Origin of the sequence: Pseudophaeobacter sp. A-200-2, assembly GCF_041008815.1 — a bacterium.
Classification (GTDB): Bacteria; Pseudomonadota; Alphaproteobacteria; order Rhodobacterales; family Rhodobacteraceae; genus Phycobacter; species Phycobacter gallaeciensis_A.
This window is the reverse complement of the sequence record NZ_JAXGFU010000011.1, coordinates 154,635-170,561: the sequence shown is the minus strand read 5'-3', so window position 1 is coordinate 170,561 and position 15,927 is coordinate 154,635. Positions and strand designations below refer to the sequence as shown.

At 58.7% G+C, this 15,927-nt stretch carries 16 protein-coding genes; 6 read left to right on the top strand and 10 right to left on the bottom strand.

Going from position 1 to position 15,927, the window contains the following annotated elements:
• Window positions 1-819 precede the first annotated feature (819 nt).
• Window positions 820-1,296 carry a response regulator gene (locus SM766_RS17530; protein WP_368948594.1) on the top strand — a complete coding sequence of 159 codons (477 nt, stop codon included), beginning with the start codon at window positions 820-822 and terminating at the stop codon, window positions 1,294-1,296.
• 70 nt (window positions 1,297-1,366) lie between these two features.
• On the opposite strand, the gene SM766_RS17525 is transcribed toward SM766_RS17530, so the two are convergent.
• From SM766_RS17525 to msrA, 6 genes are all read right to left on the bottom strand, one after another.
• Window positions 1,367-1,915, bottom strand: a complete 549-nt coding sequence (locus SM766_RS17525) for a biotin transporter BioY (protein ID WP_065272045.1) — start codon at window positions 1,913-1,915, stop codon at window positions 1,367-1,369.
• Between the two features lie 47 nt (window positions 1,916-1,962).
• Complete coding sequence (locus SM766_RS17520) at window positions 1,963-2,562, bottom strand: energy-coupling factor transporter transmembrane component T family protein (RefSeq protein WP_368948593.1); 600 nt, start codon at window positions 2,560-2,562, stop codon at window positions 1,963-1,965.
• Complete coding sequence (locus tag SM766_RS17515) at window positions 2,537-3,322, bottom strand: energy-coupling factor ABC transporter ATP-binding protein (RefSeq protein ID WP_368948592.1); 786 nt, start codon at window positions 3,320-3,322, stop codon at window positions 2,537-2,539. Before SM766_RS17515 ends, SM766_RS17520 begins: the two co-directional genes overlap by 26 nt.
• 247 nt (window positions 3,323-3,569) lie before the next feature.
• Entirely contained in the window at window positions 3,570-5,789 is a 2,220-nt protein-coding gene (locus SM766_RS17510; RefSeq protein WP_368948590.1) for a putative bifunctional diguanylate cyclase/phosphodiesterase, read from the bottom strand.
• Window positions 5,790-5,943: 154 nt separating this feature from the next.
• A complete protein-coding gene (locus SM766_RS17505) occupies window positions 5,944-6,720 on the bottom strand; it encodes a substrate-binding periplasmic protein (RefSeq protein ID WP_368948589.1) in 777 nt (258 codons plus the stop codon).
• Window positions 6,721-6,942: 222 nt separating this feature from the next.
• Window positions 6,943-7,608 carry a peptide-methionine (S)-S-oxide reductase MsrA gene (gene msrA, locus SM766_RS17500; protein ID WP_368948587.1) on the bottom strand — a complete coding sequence of 222 codons (666 nt, stop codon included), beginning with the start codon at window positions 7,606-7,608 and terminating at the stop codon, window positions 6,943-6,945.
• Window positions 7,609-7,749: 141 nt separating this feature from the next.
• Between msrA and SM766_RS17495 the strand changes: the two genes are divergently transcribed.
• A complete protein-coding gene (locus SM766_RS17495) occupies window positions 7,750-8,658 on the top strand; it encodes a D-amino acid aminotransferase (protein WP_065272049.1) in 909 nt (302 codons plus the stop codon).
• A complete protein-coding gene (locus SM766_RS17490) occupies window positions 8,658-9,371 on the top strand; it encodes a sulfotransferase-like domain-containing protein (RefSeq protein WP_368948586.1) in 714 nt (237 codons plus the stop codon). Before SM766_RS17495 ends, SM766_RS17490 begins: the two co-directional genes overlap by 1 nt.
• Window positions 9,372-9,756: 385 nt before the next feature.
• Here the strand turns inward: SM766_RS17490 and SM766_RS17485 are convergent, their stop codons facing one another.
• The 3 genes from SM766_RS17485 to SM766_RS17475 form a co-directional block, all read right to left on the bottom strand.
• Window positions 9,757-10,041 carry an SCP2 sterol-binding domain-containing protein gene (locus SM766_RS17485; protein WP_274836046.1) on the bottom strand — a complete coding sequence of 95 codons (285 nt, stop codon included), beginning with the start codon at window positions 10,039-10,041 and terminating at the stop codon, window positions 9,757-9,759.
• A gap of 80 nt (window positions 10,042-10,121) precedes the next feature.
• Window positions 10,122-10,586 carry a DUF1810 domain-containing protein gene (locus SM766_RS17480; RefSeq protein ID WP_274831731.1) on the bottom strand — a complete coding sequence of 155 codons (465 nt, stop codon included), beginning with the start codon at window positions 10,584-10,586 and terminating at the stop codon, window positions 10,122-10,124.
• Window positions 10,583-11,809 carry an argininosuccinate synthase gene (locus SM766_RS17475; protein WP_065272053.1) on the bottom strand — a complete coding sequence of 409 codons (1,227 nt, stop codon included), beginning with the start codon at window positions 11,807-11,809 and terminating at the stop codon, window positions 10,583-10,585. Before SM766_RS17475 ends, SM766_RS17480 begins: the two co-directional genes overlap by 4 nt.
• Window positions 11,810-11,946: 137 nt before the next feature.
• On the opposite strand from SM766_RS17475, the gene SM766_RS17470 reads away from it, so the two are divergent.
• Both SM766_RS17470 and ilvA read left to right on the top strand, forming a co-directional pair.
• Window positions 11,947-12,705, top strand: a complete 759-nt coding sequence (locus tag SM766_RS17470) for a hypothetical protein (protein ID WP_274831729.1) — start codon at window positions 11,947-11,949, stop codon at window positions 12,703-12,705.
• An 82-nt stretch (window positions 12,706-12,787) separates the two neighbouring features.
• A complete protein-coding gene (ilvA, locus tag SM766_RS17465) occupies window positions 12,788-14,026 on the top strand; it encodes a threonine ammonia-lyase IlvA (RefSeq protein ID WP_274829330.1) in 1,239 nt (412 codons plus the stop codon).
• Window positions 14,027-14,084: 58 nt separating this feature from the next.
• Here the strand turns inward: ilvA and SM766_RS17460 are convergent, their stop codons facing one another.
• Window positions 14,085-14,408 (bottom strand): Hpt domain-containing protein, encoded by a 324-nt coding sequence (locus SM766_RS17460; protein ID WP_368948585.1) that lies wholly within the window; start codon window positions 14,406-14,408, stop codon window positions 14,085-14,087.
• A gap of 215 nt (window positions 14,409-14,623) precedes the next feature.
• Between SM766_RS17460 and SM766_RS17455 the strand changes: the two genes are divergently transcribed.
• Window positions 14,624-15,856, top strand: a complete 1,233-nt coding sequence (locus tag SM766_RS17455; protein ID WP_370570785.1) for a PP2C family protein-serine/threonine phosphatase — start codon at window positions 14,624-14,626, stop codon at window positions 15,854-15,856.
• The last annotated feature ends 71 nt before the right edge of the window (window positions 15,857-15,927 follow it).

Sequence of the window (15,927 nt, the reverse complement as noted above, 5' to 3'; positions counted from 1 at the left end):
TTGCGGCCAAACCCGGCCAATGCGATGTCTTTGACGATGTAATCCGTGCCCATTGGCAACTCCATTCTGGCTCAGCCTCAACTTGGCCACGCACTTAACACCGCAACGCTTTACAAGCAATAAAACCACCCCGAGGGTCAGTTTCCGGAACCGGATTCGACCACTGTGAAGGCGGGCCAACACAGATCCTCAGGGCACCCCGTTGGGGTCTGGGCGTTCCGTCGAAGATGGACGGCGATTCGTGACTGAGGCAGTGAAAGCGTCACGCGCCGATATTCTTCTCACCGACAGGTGGGCAGGGTTTCTGGGTTGGTTTCAGTTTCGGTTGCAAAAATTATTGGGACCGTTACGGCCCTTTCATTCTATTTACGGTGATATGCGCTTATGGCTTTGAGTTGAGCAAAATTATGCCCACCTCAGGTTTGACGGTATTTTTTTTCGCGGGTGTTGTTTTTCGTTCTGATTATTTGCTCTAATCAATTGATTTATAGTGGAAATCGTTTTAGGGATTTGATGTGTTCCCTAAGATTTGGCTTTATCTCATCGGGCTGATTTTCGCATATTTGGAAAATTGGTCGTTAATTTTAGGCGACTTGTATGTTTTATCGTCTTGGGGTGTGTTAAGGTTAACAACCTGGGCGGGTGCAACATGTCGCATTCCGCCGGATGTGAATTGTTGGGCTGAATCTGAATACGGATTCTCAGCGTGTCTTCCTTGCGTCGCAAATCCGCATTTCCAGATCGCAGCTGATCCCAGACAGGATCTGGGGGTGTTGGTACGTTTGTGGGTAGAAACCCGGCCTTTGGGAGGGTGTTGTTATGTCTGCTTTGAGATCCGAAACCATTGAAACCCGCGCCATCCCGGCGCTGTCGGTCCTGGCCGTTGACGATGATCCCTGGGTGCGCCTTCGTCTGGAGGAATTCCTGCGCGAAGCGGGCGTGCCTTTTGAACTGTGCGCGGATCCTCATGAGGCGTTTCGGCGCTGCGCTGCGCGGCGGACGGCGTATGGTCTGGTGCTGATGGATATCCGGTTTCCCGCTGGCAATCTGGTGGGGGAGATTTCCCGGAAGATTGCCGCGCTTGGGGGTGGTTCGGCGGGCCCTGCGATCATTGGGATGTCAGATTGCGCCAACCTGGAGAAATTCCAGCGTGGCACCGAATGGGGGATGATCGATATCCTGCCCAAGCCTCTGTTCAAATGGCTGATTATCAATCTTGCGCATGAATTTTGCGGCGGCGAGGAGGTCCAAGAGGACAAAGGCGCCGAAGGGCATCAGGCTGGCGTGGCGATCTGATCAACGGAGCAGGCATGGGGCCTGCTCCGTTGCGGTGTATGTCAGAGTGTCCGAGGCTTCGGGTCGGAACTTAGCTGTTGCGCGATAGCAGGCTGCCGGGGCGCGCCCGCGCCAGTCCGGCGGTCAGCAGCCCGGCAACCACGGCCTTCAGGATGTCGCCCGGAATGAAGATCAGGACCAGGGCTGCAGCGTCGGGAAAGGACTTGTCGAGGGTGATGGCCATGCCGGCGACACCAAACAGATAGAGCACGACGATCCCGCCCAGCATTGCGGCGATGATCGCCGTCGCCACCAGCGGAATACCCCGCATCCGCTCCATGATCAGGCCGGTGACAAAGGCCGCAATCGGGAAGCCAACAAGGAAGCCAGCCGTGGGCGAGGAAAAGACGCTGAGCCCACCGCGCCCGCCGGACAGCAGGGGCAGGCCAAGGGCGACAAGAAGCAGGAACAGGAGGACGGCCAGCAACCCGCGCCGGGCGCCCAGTACCGTGCCGCAGAGCATGATACCGAGGCTCTGGGCCGAAACGGGCACGCCAAAGGCAAGGGTGATCTGCGGGATCAGCCCCAATGCGGCGATCAGTGCCGCAAAAAGAGCGATGTAAGCGATAGAACGTTCCATGTGATTTCGATCCTTGTGCATGCCCCGCTGCGCAGCCGGGCCTAAGATTATTGAACGCCGCCGCGCGCCTTCAGCGCTTCGGCAACGTGGTCGGCGTCATCCAGCGCCAGAATGGTCATCGGCAGGGCAATGCGCCATGATGGGCGGCGCGGTGATCTTGCGCGCCAGGCTTCGGCCAGATCCGCGCCGCGGTGTGCCAGCAACGGGCCAAAGCGGATCACCAGCGCGATTGCGGTTTCAAGCGCCCGGGTGCTGAGGCCAATCCGGCGAAACGGCGTCAGCAGCCATGCGGCAACCCCAACCATATCAGTGAGCCGGGTGGTCATGGTGACAAAATTCGCCAGTGCTACGGCAGTAGTCAGCCGCAGCGCGATGGTCATCCCGGTTGCCGGGGTGCCTTCGATCAGATGCCACAGTGCGATCACGGCGAAAAATGGCCAGAGAATGCGCAGGCTCCGCACGCCGCTGCGCGCAAAGACGGGTCCGGCGCTGAGATAGAGACCCAGCGTCAGTGCCAGCGCGCCACCCTGCGCCGCTGGTGTTTTCAGGGAGAACAGAACCACCGTGGTGGCGCAGAGGATGGCCAGCTTTAGTGCCGCGGGCCACCGGTGCGCCCAGGTTTCAACTGGCGAGGTCAGAGAGATCATCGCTTGCCCCCCATTCGGTCATCTGTCTGGTGAACTCCGGCAAGATGTCAGCGGGTGAACCATCGGCCCGCAGCCTTCCGCCCTCGATCCACAGGATACGGTCGTAATGTTCCAGGTGTTGCGGGTCGTGCGAGACGTGGAAAAGCTGTGCTTCGGCCTGATCCAGAGCACGCTGCAACTGCATGCGGGTTGGGATATCCAGCCCGGCAAAGGGTTCATCCAGAAGGATGATGCGCGGTTTCATGGCGAGAATAGCCATCAGGCACAGCAGTTGTTTTTGCCCCTGCGACAGAAGATGTGTCGGCGCCTTGGCCCATTGCGATTTGCCGAAACGGGCCAGTGTCTGCGCCACCTCTGCGGCGGTGTCGAATTTGCTCAGACCCATCTGGCGCAGCCCGAAACCGATCTCTTCTTCCACCGTGGGGAAAATGATCTGCCGGTCTGGGTTCTGGAACAGCACGCCCACCAGCTCCAGCGCCGCCTTGCGGTCGCGCGACAGGTCGATACCGTCGACCCGGGCCTCTCCCTGATCTGGCGCGATCAGGCCGGCCAGGACGCGCGACAGAGTGGTTTTTCCTGATCCATTGCGCCCGACGATTCCAACCCGCGCTTCATCGGCGCGAAATGAGATGTCCTGCAACAGCGTCTTTTCGCCTGCGATCACATGCACCGCCTGCAAATCCACCACGGCAGCCCGGGCAGAGTCGGCAGTGGGTGCGCCTGCGCTATCCAGCCTCTGGTCCGGTGCAGCAGGTTTCAAAACGCGGGGCTCCTTTGTGGCGAAATCGGTTCGGCAGGTGATACCGGTTTTTTTGCTTCAGGCAACGTTTTCCGCAAGAAAATCAGCCAAATCGAGGTCGGGAGGGGTCTGATGGCTGGTCAAAAGCCTGCGCCGTGTCAAAGCAATACCAGAACCGGCGTGCCGGGCTGCGGCAGCGCCAGTGATATTGAGCCAGAAATAGCCAACCCGTGACCGGGGTTTTGCTACGAATTTTGGTGCGCGCTTGTCAGTTGGACATTTGCAGGTGCAGACCGGCGCCAGGGAAGAGACGAGCGGTCGCAGCACGTTCGGCCATGGGCGGGCCATCGAAATAGCCTTGCAGATAATCGACCTTGCATTCCCGAAGCAGCTGCCGGTGCAGTTCGGTCTCAGCGCCTTCGCCGGTGACATGCATGCCAAGGGCATGCCCCAGTTCCGCGATGGCCACGACGATGGCCCGGGTTTCGGCGGAATCAGGCAGTTTGGAGACAAAGGCCGCGTCGACCTTGATCTTGTTCACCGGGAATTTCTGCAGGTAGCTGAGCGAGGAATAGCCCATGCCAAAATCGTCAAGCGCCACGGTCACGCCCAGCCGCTGCAGGGCTTCGATCTCTTTCAGCGCAGACTGGCCGCTCGACAGGACAACTGTTTCGGTGATTTCGGCCTCGACCGCGCTGGCGGGGCAGCCGGTTTCATACAGGCAGTCATTGACGAATTCATCGACTTGCGAGCCAAACAGCTTGGGCGAGAGATTGACCGCTACCCGGCCGGTCCAACCCATGTCATGCCAGCGCGCCGCGGCGCGGAAGGCATGGGTCATGATCTGGTAGGTTAGCTCGCGGATCAGCCCGCTGTCTTCGGCGACAGGGATGAATTCCGCCGGAGAGATGCTGCCCAGATGCCGGTGATGCCAGCGTGCAAGGGTTTCAAATCCGATGATCTGACCTGTCTTGAGGTCGGTCTGGACCTGAAAGACGGGGCGGATGCTGCCTTCGTTGAGGGCGCCGCGCAATTCCCGCTCCAGAAGGGTTTTGCGTTTGATGACGGTTTCCAGATCCTTGTGGAAAATCTCGACCCGGCCACGGCCGCCCTTTTTCGCCTCATAAAGCGCCAGATCAGCGCAGCGGATGCCATCGGTGGAACCGGCCTCAGAACCAGACAGGGTTGCGATGCCCGCACTCATGCCGGTGTGCAGGACGTTGCCGTCGATGGTTAGCGGTTTCGACAGATCATAGACCAGCGAGTTGGCAATGCTGTTCAGGCGTTCCTCGCTTGCGGCGCCTTTGACGAGGATCGCAAACTCGTCGCCGCCAAGCCGCGCTGCCAAGGCGTTTTTCCCGCAGTTGCCCAGGAATTTTTCACCCACGACCTTTAGCAGGGCGTCACCGGTGGGATGGCCAAGCGTGTCGTTGATCATCTTGAAATGATCCAGATCCGCCAGCAGGATCGATACCTGTTCCCCCTGATTGAGCCAGTTGCCGAGGGTGTGCTCTAGCAGGCGCCGGTTCGGCAGGCCGGTCAGGCTGTCATGTTCCGCCATGAATTTGACGCGCGCGGCCTGACGTGCCTGATCGCTGTGATCGGTGGCCAGCAGCAGTGTGCCCAGGTACAGGCCCTCTTCGTCCCGGATCGGACCGCCCCGCACCAACAGGTTCAGCTCTTCACCGCTGTTGAAATGGGTGACGCTTGCCTCGGCGGCAAAATCCTGATTGGCGGCGACGCGTTCTTCGATCTGTTCGGCCACGTCCTGCGGCAACCAGGAGCGGAAGTTCAGTTTTTCCCCGTCCCGTGCATCGGCAAAGAAGATGCTGGCGTTGGCGTTGGAGAACACCACGTGGCCCGTTTCATCCGTCAGGATCACGCCATCGCGGGTGGATTTCAGGGCGCGGTAGATCCGTTTTCTTTCCCGCCTGCTTGCTTCGGTCGTGTGGGCGCGCAGGTCTGCCATTTCGACCTCATTGCGGCGAATTTGCTCCAGCGTCTGTGCCAGCATGCCGATCTCATCGGTACGGGACTGATAGGGAACCACCGTGTCAAACCGACCATTGTAAATATCGTCGATCGCTGTGCCGATCTTGGTCAGCGGCTGCGAAATCCGCGTCAGGACAAGAAACACGCTGACGGCCAGCAGAGCAAAGATAAGTACCGAGACCGCAGCATGCTGAACCGTCGTGTCCATCAAGGGACCAGTGACGTGTTCCACTGGGAGAGTCAGCCGTAACTCTCCCAGCTCTTCGTGTTGGTCACCCAGAACATACTCGATCACATGTGTGGTGATGAAATCCCCTTCACTCGGGGTGAACCCCGGTGCGGTAGCGGCCGCGATCTGCTCGCCAGCCAGACCAATAATTTCAACACTTGCGACCTGGCCAAGGGCCACGATCTGTTGCAGCGATTGTTCCACCTGGACAATGTCGAAATCCCACAGAGCCTGCGTCACGGTCGTTGCCGTCAATCGGGCGACCATGTCCCCTTGCTGGTGCTGACGCTCTATCAGATGCGCTCTGTGATCATAGAGTTCGTAGGTCAGACCTGCCGCTAGGACTAGAAAAACTGGGATCAGGACGCCCAACAGAATGCGGGTGCGAAGGGTTTTGGGGCCGACAACATTCATGGCAGAATTACTCAGTCAGTCCATAGCGTTTCAGGATTTCACCGTAGCGCCCAGATGCCTTGAGCTGCGCTACCCCTTCTGTCAGCTGCTGCGCATAAAGCGCAGAAGCCTCCATCGCCGGGGAGAAACCGATGTGAAGCTCGGTCGCCTCGCCATAGTTCGCGACTTGCAGATCGTCCTGCAATCCCAGCTGATCGATCATGTAGGTCACAACCGAACGTTCATCGATTGCCATGTCGATCCGCCCGGCCTTCAGCTTTTGCAGATTTCGTTTCAGGGCATCATCGCCGCCGATCATCTGAACCCGCTCGGGGTTTCTGGCGTTCGCTGCAACATAGGCGGCGATCACGGTGTTGTACTCATAGTCCAGGATCGCCCCGATCCGGATACCTTCCAGATCTGCAGCGGTCGCGATTGACCGGGCTTCCCCGGCGCGGAACACGACAGCCTCCTGATAGTTGCCCATGGGCGGGCCAAGGATCAGATCAGGCGATTCTTCCTGATCGGTGCCGATGACACCGGTAATGTCGCCGCTGAGAGCCTGCGACAGGCTGCGGCTCCAGGTCATCGACGTATAACGTACCTCGTGCCCAAAAAGCGCCAGCGCCTCTTGCGCCACTTCCACCATATACCCCGGCTGGTCGCTAGCCGGATCGCAGTTGAATGGACACCAGGCGTCAGCGCGCAGGTCAATGACATCCGCGCTGACAGGCGTCCCTAGCAACAACAGTGCAGCCAGAACATTCGTCGCTGATCTGGCACGGATGGGACGGACACTCCGCATGCGACTGTTACCTCCTAAAAACAAGTAACAGTCAGACTGCGCGAGACGGGTTAAATGAATCTCAGTACCTGCCCGGCAAATCGCAAAACCACCGTGATTTTCGGTCGTTTTATAGAGAGAAATTTAATAAACACCGCGCGCGATCTTGCCCTCAGGCAGGCGGGCAATGCGCCTTAGCGTGCGGGAACTGGTCCAATAAGGTTTGGGCCAGTGGTGTTTCGCCTAGTGAGCGTTGGCAAAGGGCGCTGCATCCCCCCACAGCTGCCGCACACGGGCATCGCGGCCGCAGGCCTCACGGTAGCGTTTATAGGCGCTGGACTGTCTCTTGGGGCCAAAGCGGGTAAAGACCAGATTGTCGCCCTTGTAATAATCCTGATGGTAATCCTCGGCCCGGTAAAAGGGACCGGCTGGCAGGACTGGCGTGACGATGGTCTGCCCCAGCTCTGCCTGCGCCTTGGCCTTTGCCTGGTCTGCGGCTGTTTTTTCCGCGTCGGAGGACACGAAAACGGCGGTACGGTAGCTTTCGCCGCGATCGCAGAATTGGCCGCCCGGATCGGTGGGATCGACGGAGCGAAAAAACAGATCCAGCAGATGCGCGCGACTTACCTTGGCCGGGTCAAAGGTGATTTGCACCGCCTCGTAATGACCGGTGCCGCCACGGCCGACCTCCTTGTAGGTGGGGTTCTTGGTGGTGCCGCCGGTGTAGCCAGAAACGGCATCGGAGACGCCGGGAACCGATTCAAAATCGCTCTCGACGCACCAGAAACAACCGCCCGCAACGGTCAGCGTTTCCTGCTCGGCCGCATGGGCTTCATATCCGCGCAACAGGCCCGCAGCCAGGATCAGGATGGCCAGGGAAACCTGTTTGATGTGATGCAATGTCTTCATCATCGCCTCCGTTTTTTGAAACCCTGCCGCCGGGCGGGCCCGCGCTCAACCCATGTCATCAAATGTCACGCACTGGTGAGCGCAAGTTATCGCTTGGAAATTGGATCCAATCTGGCTAGCGTGCCGCAAAAGGAGGGTCCTATGACTGAAAAAATGAGTACCCATCAGGCTGAAGAAGATCAGCGCAACGAAGAGATCCTCATCTATCTGAACGGGAAGATCGTGCCCAAGGCCGAAGCCACCGTCAGCGTCTATGACAGCGGTTTCATGCTGGGTGACGGCGTTTGGGAAGGGCTGCGCCTTTACAACGGCACCTGGGCCTTCATCGACGAACACCTGAACCGTCTGTTCGAGGCGGCAAAGGCCATCGATTTGGACATCGGCCTGACCCCGGAGGGGGTGAAACAGGCGGTGCTGGACACGCAGAAGGCCAACGGTATGACCACCGATGCCCATGCCCGGCTGATGGTGACGCGCGGCCCGAAAACCCGTCCCTTCCAGCACCCCAGCCTGTCGCAGCAGGGGCCGACCATGGTCATCATCATGGAGCATTCGCGCCCGCATCTGCCGCGCCCGATCCGGCTCGCGACCGTGCCCCATATTCGCGGCCTGCCGATGAGCCAGGACCCCAAGCTGAATTCCCATTCCAAACTCAACTGTATCCTGGCCTGCATTGCCGCCGAAAAGGCAGGCGCGGACGAAGGGTTGATGCTGGATGTGAACGGCTTTGTGAACACCACCAACGCCTGCAACTTCTTCATCGTGCGCGGTGGCGAGGTTTGGACCTCGACCGGGGATTACTGCATGAACGGCATCACCCGGCAAAAGGTGATCGACCTGTGTCGCGCCAATGACATCCCCGTGCATGAACGCAACTATTCGCTGGTCGACACCTATGGCGCCGATGAGGCCTTCCTGACCGGCACCTTCGGCGCGCAAACCCCGGTGGGCGATATCGACGGACGCCAGATCGGCACGGGCGAAATGGGTCCGGTGACCAAACGGATTAGGGCGCTCTACAAGGGTCTGATCGAGCAGGAGTGCGCCTGATGCGGATTGCAATGTGGTCGGGGCCGCGGAACCTGTCGACGGCGCTGATGTATTCCTTTGGCAACCGTGGCGATTGCGCGGTGGTCGATGAGCCCTTTTACGCCGCCTATCTGAAGATGACGGGCCTCGACCATCCCATGCGCGAAGAGATCATGGACAGCCAGAGCCAGGATCCGAAGGTGGTGGCCGATATGCTGATCGGAGATATTCCGGCTGCAAAACCGATTTATTATCAAAAGCATATGAGTCAGCATATGATCCCCGGCATGCCGCGTGACTGGATGCGGGAGGTGACCAATGTCTTCCTCATTCGCCATCCGGCGCGGGTCATCGCCTCTTATGCGGCGAAACGCGAGAACCCTAACCTCGATGATATCGGCTTTCGTCAGCAGGCTGAACTCTATGATCTCTGTCGCAGCTGGGGACAGGCACCAGTGGTAGTGGACAGCTATGACATCCGCCAGGACCCCGCCGCCAAGCTGGAACAGATGTGCGATGCCATCGGCCTTGCCTATTCGCCCAAGATGCTGAGCTGGCCCAAAGGCGGCCACAAGGACGATGGCGTCTGGGCCGAGGTCTGGTATGGCGCGGTCTGGACCTCTACCGGTTTTGCCGGTCCCGAAGGCGATCTGCCCGAGGTGCCCGAACACCTGCAACCAGTGCTGGAGGAGGCGATGCCCTATTACGAGCAGCTGAAGGGGGTGAAGATCTAAGCCACTGAAAATGAGTCGACTTTCTGATCTCTAGCCATTTGTAATTATTCATTGAATCGAAGAATCATGTGTGGCAACATCGGGGGAGTTTGGGGCAGCCCTTGGTCAAATGAAGCTGCCCCAAACCTTACTTGCCTTTCTTAGGCTTTGGGTTCTTCACGGTTTCGACAACATGCGTTCTCGGCTTGCTGCGAGCCGTGGAGACCGGAACATATCTGCCTGTGACAGCACTTCTTCCGATCTTGCGAGTGCTCTTAGCCATCTTTCATCACCCCCTTTCGAATAAACTAAAGGTAGTGGCGTGAGACGATTCCCCCGCTAGATATATGTTAGCGGCTTACATTTGGTGCGTCTAGGACGTTGTTCGACCTTTGTTCTGGAGGGGTCACCCGATCAGCTTGCCCAGTTTCATGGCGACGCCCATGTCGCCGGTGATCTTGATCTTGCCCATCATCACGGCAGTCATCGGGTTCAGCTTGCCTGTCAGCAGCTTTTTCAGATTTTCTTCCGACAGGCGCAGGGTGCAGTCGGTGTCGCTGTCTTCGGTGGTCGCGGTGCCGTCGGCCAGAACGATGACGCCCTCCTCGCCGCAGTCGAATTTCAGCGAACCGTCAAAGCTTTTGCCGGACAGGCCGGATTGGATACCGGCGGCGATGTCGTGAAGTGCCATCAGGGAATCTCCTCTTGCCTGACGTGAGCGTTAGGCAAGGGATTTGCGCTGGGCAAGCATGACCAAGCGGGAGGCGAGCCTCAGGCGCTTGCCAGTGCCTCGATCGTCAGCGGACAGGGGCTGCCGCTGTAAAATTCATCAAGGACCTGTTTGAATTCGCCCGGTGCATCCGGCACGGCAGCAAACAGTGTCATGGAAGAGCGCAGTTTCTTGGCGTCGACCTTGCCGAGGATCTCGGCGGCATCCTGATCTGCGTGCGACAGCATCAGGCGGGACACCTCGACCAGACGGGCGCTGAGCACCTCGTGGCCGAGATAGGCCTTGGCCTCGGCCAGATCCTCGATCCCGTAAAGCTGCGCCATGTGGGATTTGCCAAGCTCGGCCAGTTGCGGGAAGACGAACCACATCCAGTGGCTCGTCTTTTTACCCGCAGAAAGTTCGCTCAGGACATCGGACCAGACCGTGTCCTGGGCTTCGACGAACATTTCCAGCTCTTCTTCGAAATCGTCCTCGAAATCGCCGTCTATGTCGTAGTCGTCACTCATTTTTTCAGCCGACGGTCGCGTGCGGCCAGCAGTTTCAGGCGCAGGGCGTTCAGCTGGATAAAGCCTGCCGCGTCTTCCTGATTGTAGGCGCCGGCGTCTTCTTCAAAGGTCACGTGGGCCTCGGAATAGAGCGAATGTTCAGAGTCACGCGCCACCACAAAGACCGACCCTTTGTAGAGTTTCAGGGTCACGGTGCCGGTGACATGCTCCTGGCTCTTGTCGATCAGGGCCTGCAGCATTTCACGCTCGGGGCTGTACCAGAAGCCGTTGTAGATCAGCTCGGCATAGCGGGGCATGATCGAATCCTTCAGGTGGCCTGCGCCACTGTCGAGGGTGATCTGCTCGATACCGCGGTGCGCCTGCAGCAGGATGGTGCCGCCGGGGGTCTCGTAGATGCCGCGGGATTTCATGCCGACAAAGCGGTTTTCCACAAAATCCAGACGGCCAATGCCATGCTTGCGGCCATATTCGTTCAGCGCGGTCAGGATGGTGGCCGGGCTCATCGCCTCGCCGTTGATCGAAACCGCATCGCCCTGCTCGAAACCGATGGTGATGATTTCCGGCGTATCCGGTGCATCCTCGGGGTTCACGGTGCGCTGGTAGACGTAATCGGGGGCCTGTTCGGCGGGATCTTCCAGCACTTTGCCCTCGGAAGAGGTGTGCAGCAGGTTCGCATCGACCGAGAAGGGCGCTTCGCCGCGCTTGTCCTTGGCGATCGGGATCTGGTTCTTTTCGGCGAATTCCAAGAGGCGCGTGCGCGAGGTCAGGTCCCATTCCCGCCAGGGGGCGATCACCTTGATGTCGGGGTTCAGCGCATAGGCGGCCAGTTCGAAACGCACCTGGTCGTTGCCCTTGCCGGTGGCGCCGTGGGCCACGGCATCGGCGCCGGTTTCAGCGGCGATTTCAACCAGACGCTTGGAGATCAGCGGACGCGCAATCGAGGTGCCCAGCAGGTACTCGCCTTCGTACAGGGCGTTGCCACGGAACATCGGGAAGACAAAGTCTTTCACGAACTCTTCGCGGACGTCTTCAATGTAGATGTTTTCCGGCTTGATGCCCAGCATCTCGGCCTTCTTGCGGGCGGGCTCCAGCTCTTCGCCCTGGCCCAGATCGGCGGTAAAGGTCACCACCTCGCAGCCATATTCGGTCTGCAGCCATTTCAGGATGATCGACGTATCAAGGCCGCCAGAGTAGGCCAGCACAACTTTTTTGGGCGCGGACATGGGTTTTCCTCTTGATCAGAACGTTTGCGGGGTAGCGGGTTTTGCGGAGAAGGGCAAGGTTCGCCGGGTTTTCCTTGTCTTGCTGCGCGCAATACGTGCAAGAAGAAAGGAAAGTTGTTTTTCAGGAGACATTTCCCGTGATCAGTTGGAAGATATTTTCGCATTCCCTCAACATGGTGCTGCGCAACTGGCGCGACGCCCTCCGCATCGCTCTTGTGCCCGTTTTGATAGGAGTTGTGCTGTTTGTGGCCTTCCTTGGTGGGCTGATGTCAGAAGCCATGCATATGGACGCAAACGGCGTTCCGACCGTGGATCCTGCCCTTGCCGGTCCGCTGTTTCTGGCTGCCGTGGTTTTCATCATCCTGGAGCTCTGGGTGTTTGTGAACTGGCACCGTTTCGTGTTGCTTGAGGAATATCCCCAAGGCTGGATCCCGCCTTTTCGTGGCGGGCGCATCCTGGCCTACATCGGTGTGTCTCTGATCCTTGCGCTTGTGATGGGGCTTGTTTCCGCTGTTGTCATCGGAATGGTCGTGATGATGTCTGCTGCGGTCTTTCCGCCCGTTATCGCGATGATCCTGGCCATTGCGGCCTTTGTTTTTGTGGGCGTTTTTCTGTTCCGGCTGTTGCCCATGTTGCCGGCGGCGGCCATCGGTGAACGGCTCAGCATGAGCCAGTCTCTGCAGGCGACGCGCGGGACGGCGGGAACGGCGATCATGCTGTTCGTGGTTCTGATCCTCGTGCAGTTGTTGCTGCAGTTCATCGTCGGGGCCTCGATGATGGTCTTTGCGCCGCTTGGCTTCATCTTCTCGCTTGGCGCGGCGTTGGTGATGACGCTGGTTAATGTGAGTATCCTGACCACCCTTTATGGCCATTACGTGCAGGGTCGCCCGATCTGACGACGACCCGCTCACCGGTATTCTTTTGCATGCTTTGCGCCTGCCCCTTGCCTTGGGGGCGGGCTTGCGCCACTGAAAGGGTATGAGCGATTTTCAGACCCGGTTCAAAGATGCCGCCCGCGCCGCCGAGGCGGCCATGCGCGAGGTGTTTCCCGCAACGCCTTTGCAGCGCAATGTTCACCTTTCCGAACGGTTCGGGGCGGATATCTACCTCAAGCGTGAGGATCTGAGCCCGGTCCGCTCCTACAAGATTCGCGGCGCGCTTAACGCCATGCGCAAGCAGCCCGATCAGGATCTCTTTGTCTGCGCCTCGGCCGGCAATCACGCGCAGGGCGTCGCCTTCATGTGCAAGCATCTGGGCAAGCGCGGGGTGATCTTCATGCCGGTGACAACGCCGCAGCAAAAGATCCAGAAGACCCGCATGTTCGGCGGTGACAATATCGAGGTGCACCTGATCGGCGACTATTTCGACGACACGCTGTCTGCTGCACAAGAGTGGTGCGCGCGGGAGGGTGGGCATTTCCTGTCGCCCTTTGACGACAGCGATGTGATCGAAGGTCAGGCCTCGATCGCGGTGGAAATCGAAGAGCAGCTTGGCGGGATCCCCGACCATGTGATTTTGCCGGTGGGCGGGGGTGGCATGTCCTCGGGTGTTGCGACCTTTTTTGGCGATGCGGTGCATTGCCTCTTTGCCGAACCCACAGGCGGGGCCTGCCTGCGCGCGGCGCTGACGGCAGGGCATCCGGTGGCGCTGGACAAGGTTGATACCTTTGTCGATGGCGCCGCGGTGGGCACCATCGGCGCGCAGCCCTTTGACCTTCTGAAACACATCCCGCTGCCGGATGTGATCGCCATTTCCGAAGACCGGATCTGCACCACCATCATCGAGATGCTGAATGTCGAAGGCATCGTGCTGGAACCCGCTGGCGCGCTGTCGGTCGAGGCGCTGAACGATGTGCGCTCCTGGATTCGCGGTAAAAGCGTCGTGTGTGTCACCTCGGGCGGGAATTTCGATTTCGAACGTCTGCCAGAGGTCAAGGAACGTGCCCTGCGCTATTCGGGCATCAAGAAATACTTCCTGCTGCGTCTGCCGCAACGGCCCGGCGCGCTGAAGGAGTTCCTCAACATCCTTGGCCCCGAGGATGATATTGCGCGGTTTGAGTACCTGAAGAAGTCGGCGCGCAACTTTGGCTCGGTTCTGATCGGGATCGAAACCAAGCGCCCGGAGAATTTTGCCGCGCTTTTTGCCCGCCTTGATGAGGCAGGCATGACCTATACCGATATCACCAATGACGAAACGCTGGCGCAGTTTCTGATCTGAAAGGTTCTTCTCAGGCAGAGGGGGTACGCTCAGACCGGTAGCTGAGGCCGGCAGTCGATCAACTCAGGTTGGGCAGTTCTGCCAGAAACTGCGTCTTGGAATTCTCATAGGCAGAGATCACCGCGTCCAGATCGACCGATCCGGCGGCGCCGCTTGCCGACTGGCGCTCCCCGGCAAGACAGAGGTCAGAGAAGGCATCAAAACCCAGATTCATTGCGCTGCCTTTGAGGAAATGAAGGTCTTGCTCCAAGGCGCCGCGATCTCCAGTGCGAAGTTTGCTGATGACGCCCTCTACCTCCTCCAGGAAGAGCTCCACAACCTCATCGAAGTCCTCTTCCCCTACTTCCTGGCGAAGTTCCTTGACGCGAGGCCAGTTAATCATAATCCAAGTCCTGCTTCTTGTTTCCCGGTAAGTATTTCATAACGTCCCACGGGTAAATTTAAAGTGAAAGCAGGTGGTGAGTTCAATCTTTCCGCTTCATAACCTGTTAAAGAACTGGCTGGATAATGCCCGCTATTGTGGGCAAATTCCTTGCTAGTGTATTGAGGTGTCGTTAGTTGCTGCCAGACAGTCCCGTGGACCATGAGGAAGACGCTATGAGCGGATCGATCAACCGTGTGCTGGTTGTCGATGATAGTCGGCTGCAGCGCCGGATTCTTGTCGCGTCTCTGAAGAAATGGGGTTTTGACGTTCTGGAAGCCGAGGGCGGCGAACAGGCGATGGAAATCTGCCGGAACGATCCGCCGGATCTTATCCTCAGTGACTGGATGATGCCTGGCATGAACGGTATCGAGTTCTGCCGTGAATTCCGGGCTCAGGGCACTGATAAATATAGCTATTTTATTCTTCTAACCTCCAAGAGCGAAAAGAACGAAGTCGCCGAAGGCCTGGATGCAGGGGCTGATGATTTCCTCACCAAACCGGTCAGCTCGGATGAGCTGCGGGCGCGGATTTCGGCCGGAGAACGGATCCTGCGGATGCAGCGTGAGCTGTCCGAGAAGAACCGGATCGTCTCGGAAACCCTGGGTGAGCTGCAGCGGGTTTATGATGCGATCGACAAAGATCTGATTCAGGCGCGCAAGATTCAGGAATCACTGGTGCCGGAGCTGTCCAAGTCGTTTGGCTCCTCGACCGTCAGCCTGCTTTTGAAGCCTTGTGGCCATATCGGTGGCGATTTGGTGGGCATGTTTTGTCCGGGCGTCAACCGAATCGGCTTCTATTCCATCGATGTATCGGGCCACGGTATCACCTCGGCGATGATGACCGCACGACTGGGTGGCTACCTGTCTTCGACCTATTTCGACCAGAACGTCGGCATGGAAAAGCGGTTCAACCGATTCTATGCGCTGCGGCAGCCGGAAGAGGTGGCCAGCATGCTGAACGCCCGCCTGATCGCGGATACCGGCATCGAAGAATACTTCACCATGGCCTATTGCATAGTCGATCTGCGCAGTGGCGTACTGAAGATGGTGCAGGCCGGGCATCCGCACCCCTTGCTGCTGCGCAAGGACGGAACCGCTGAATTCATCGGCAAAGGCGGGGTCCCCGTCGGTCTGGTGCCGGATATCGGCTACAGCCAGGAAGAGCTGGTGATGGAAAAGGGCGACCGGCTGCTGCTCTACTCCGATGGTTTTACCGAAGCGCGCCTGGAATCCGGTGAGATGCTGGAGGCCGAGGGGCTGCTCGAACTGATCCGCAAATGCGACAGCAGCCAGTCCGGCAAGGAATTCCTGGACGATCTCTACTGGAACCTGACCCAGATCCTATCGCCAGAGCACGGGCTGGAGGATGACGTTTCCGCCACCCTGTTCGAATACGAAGGACCGTAATCCGGACCGCATCCCTGCACCGGCATCGCCTCGGCAGGGCTCTCCCGCCAATCGCCTGATGATCAACGATC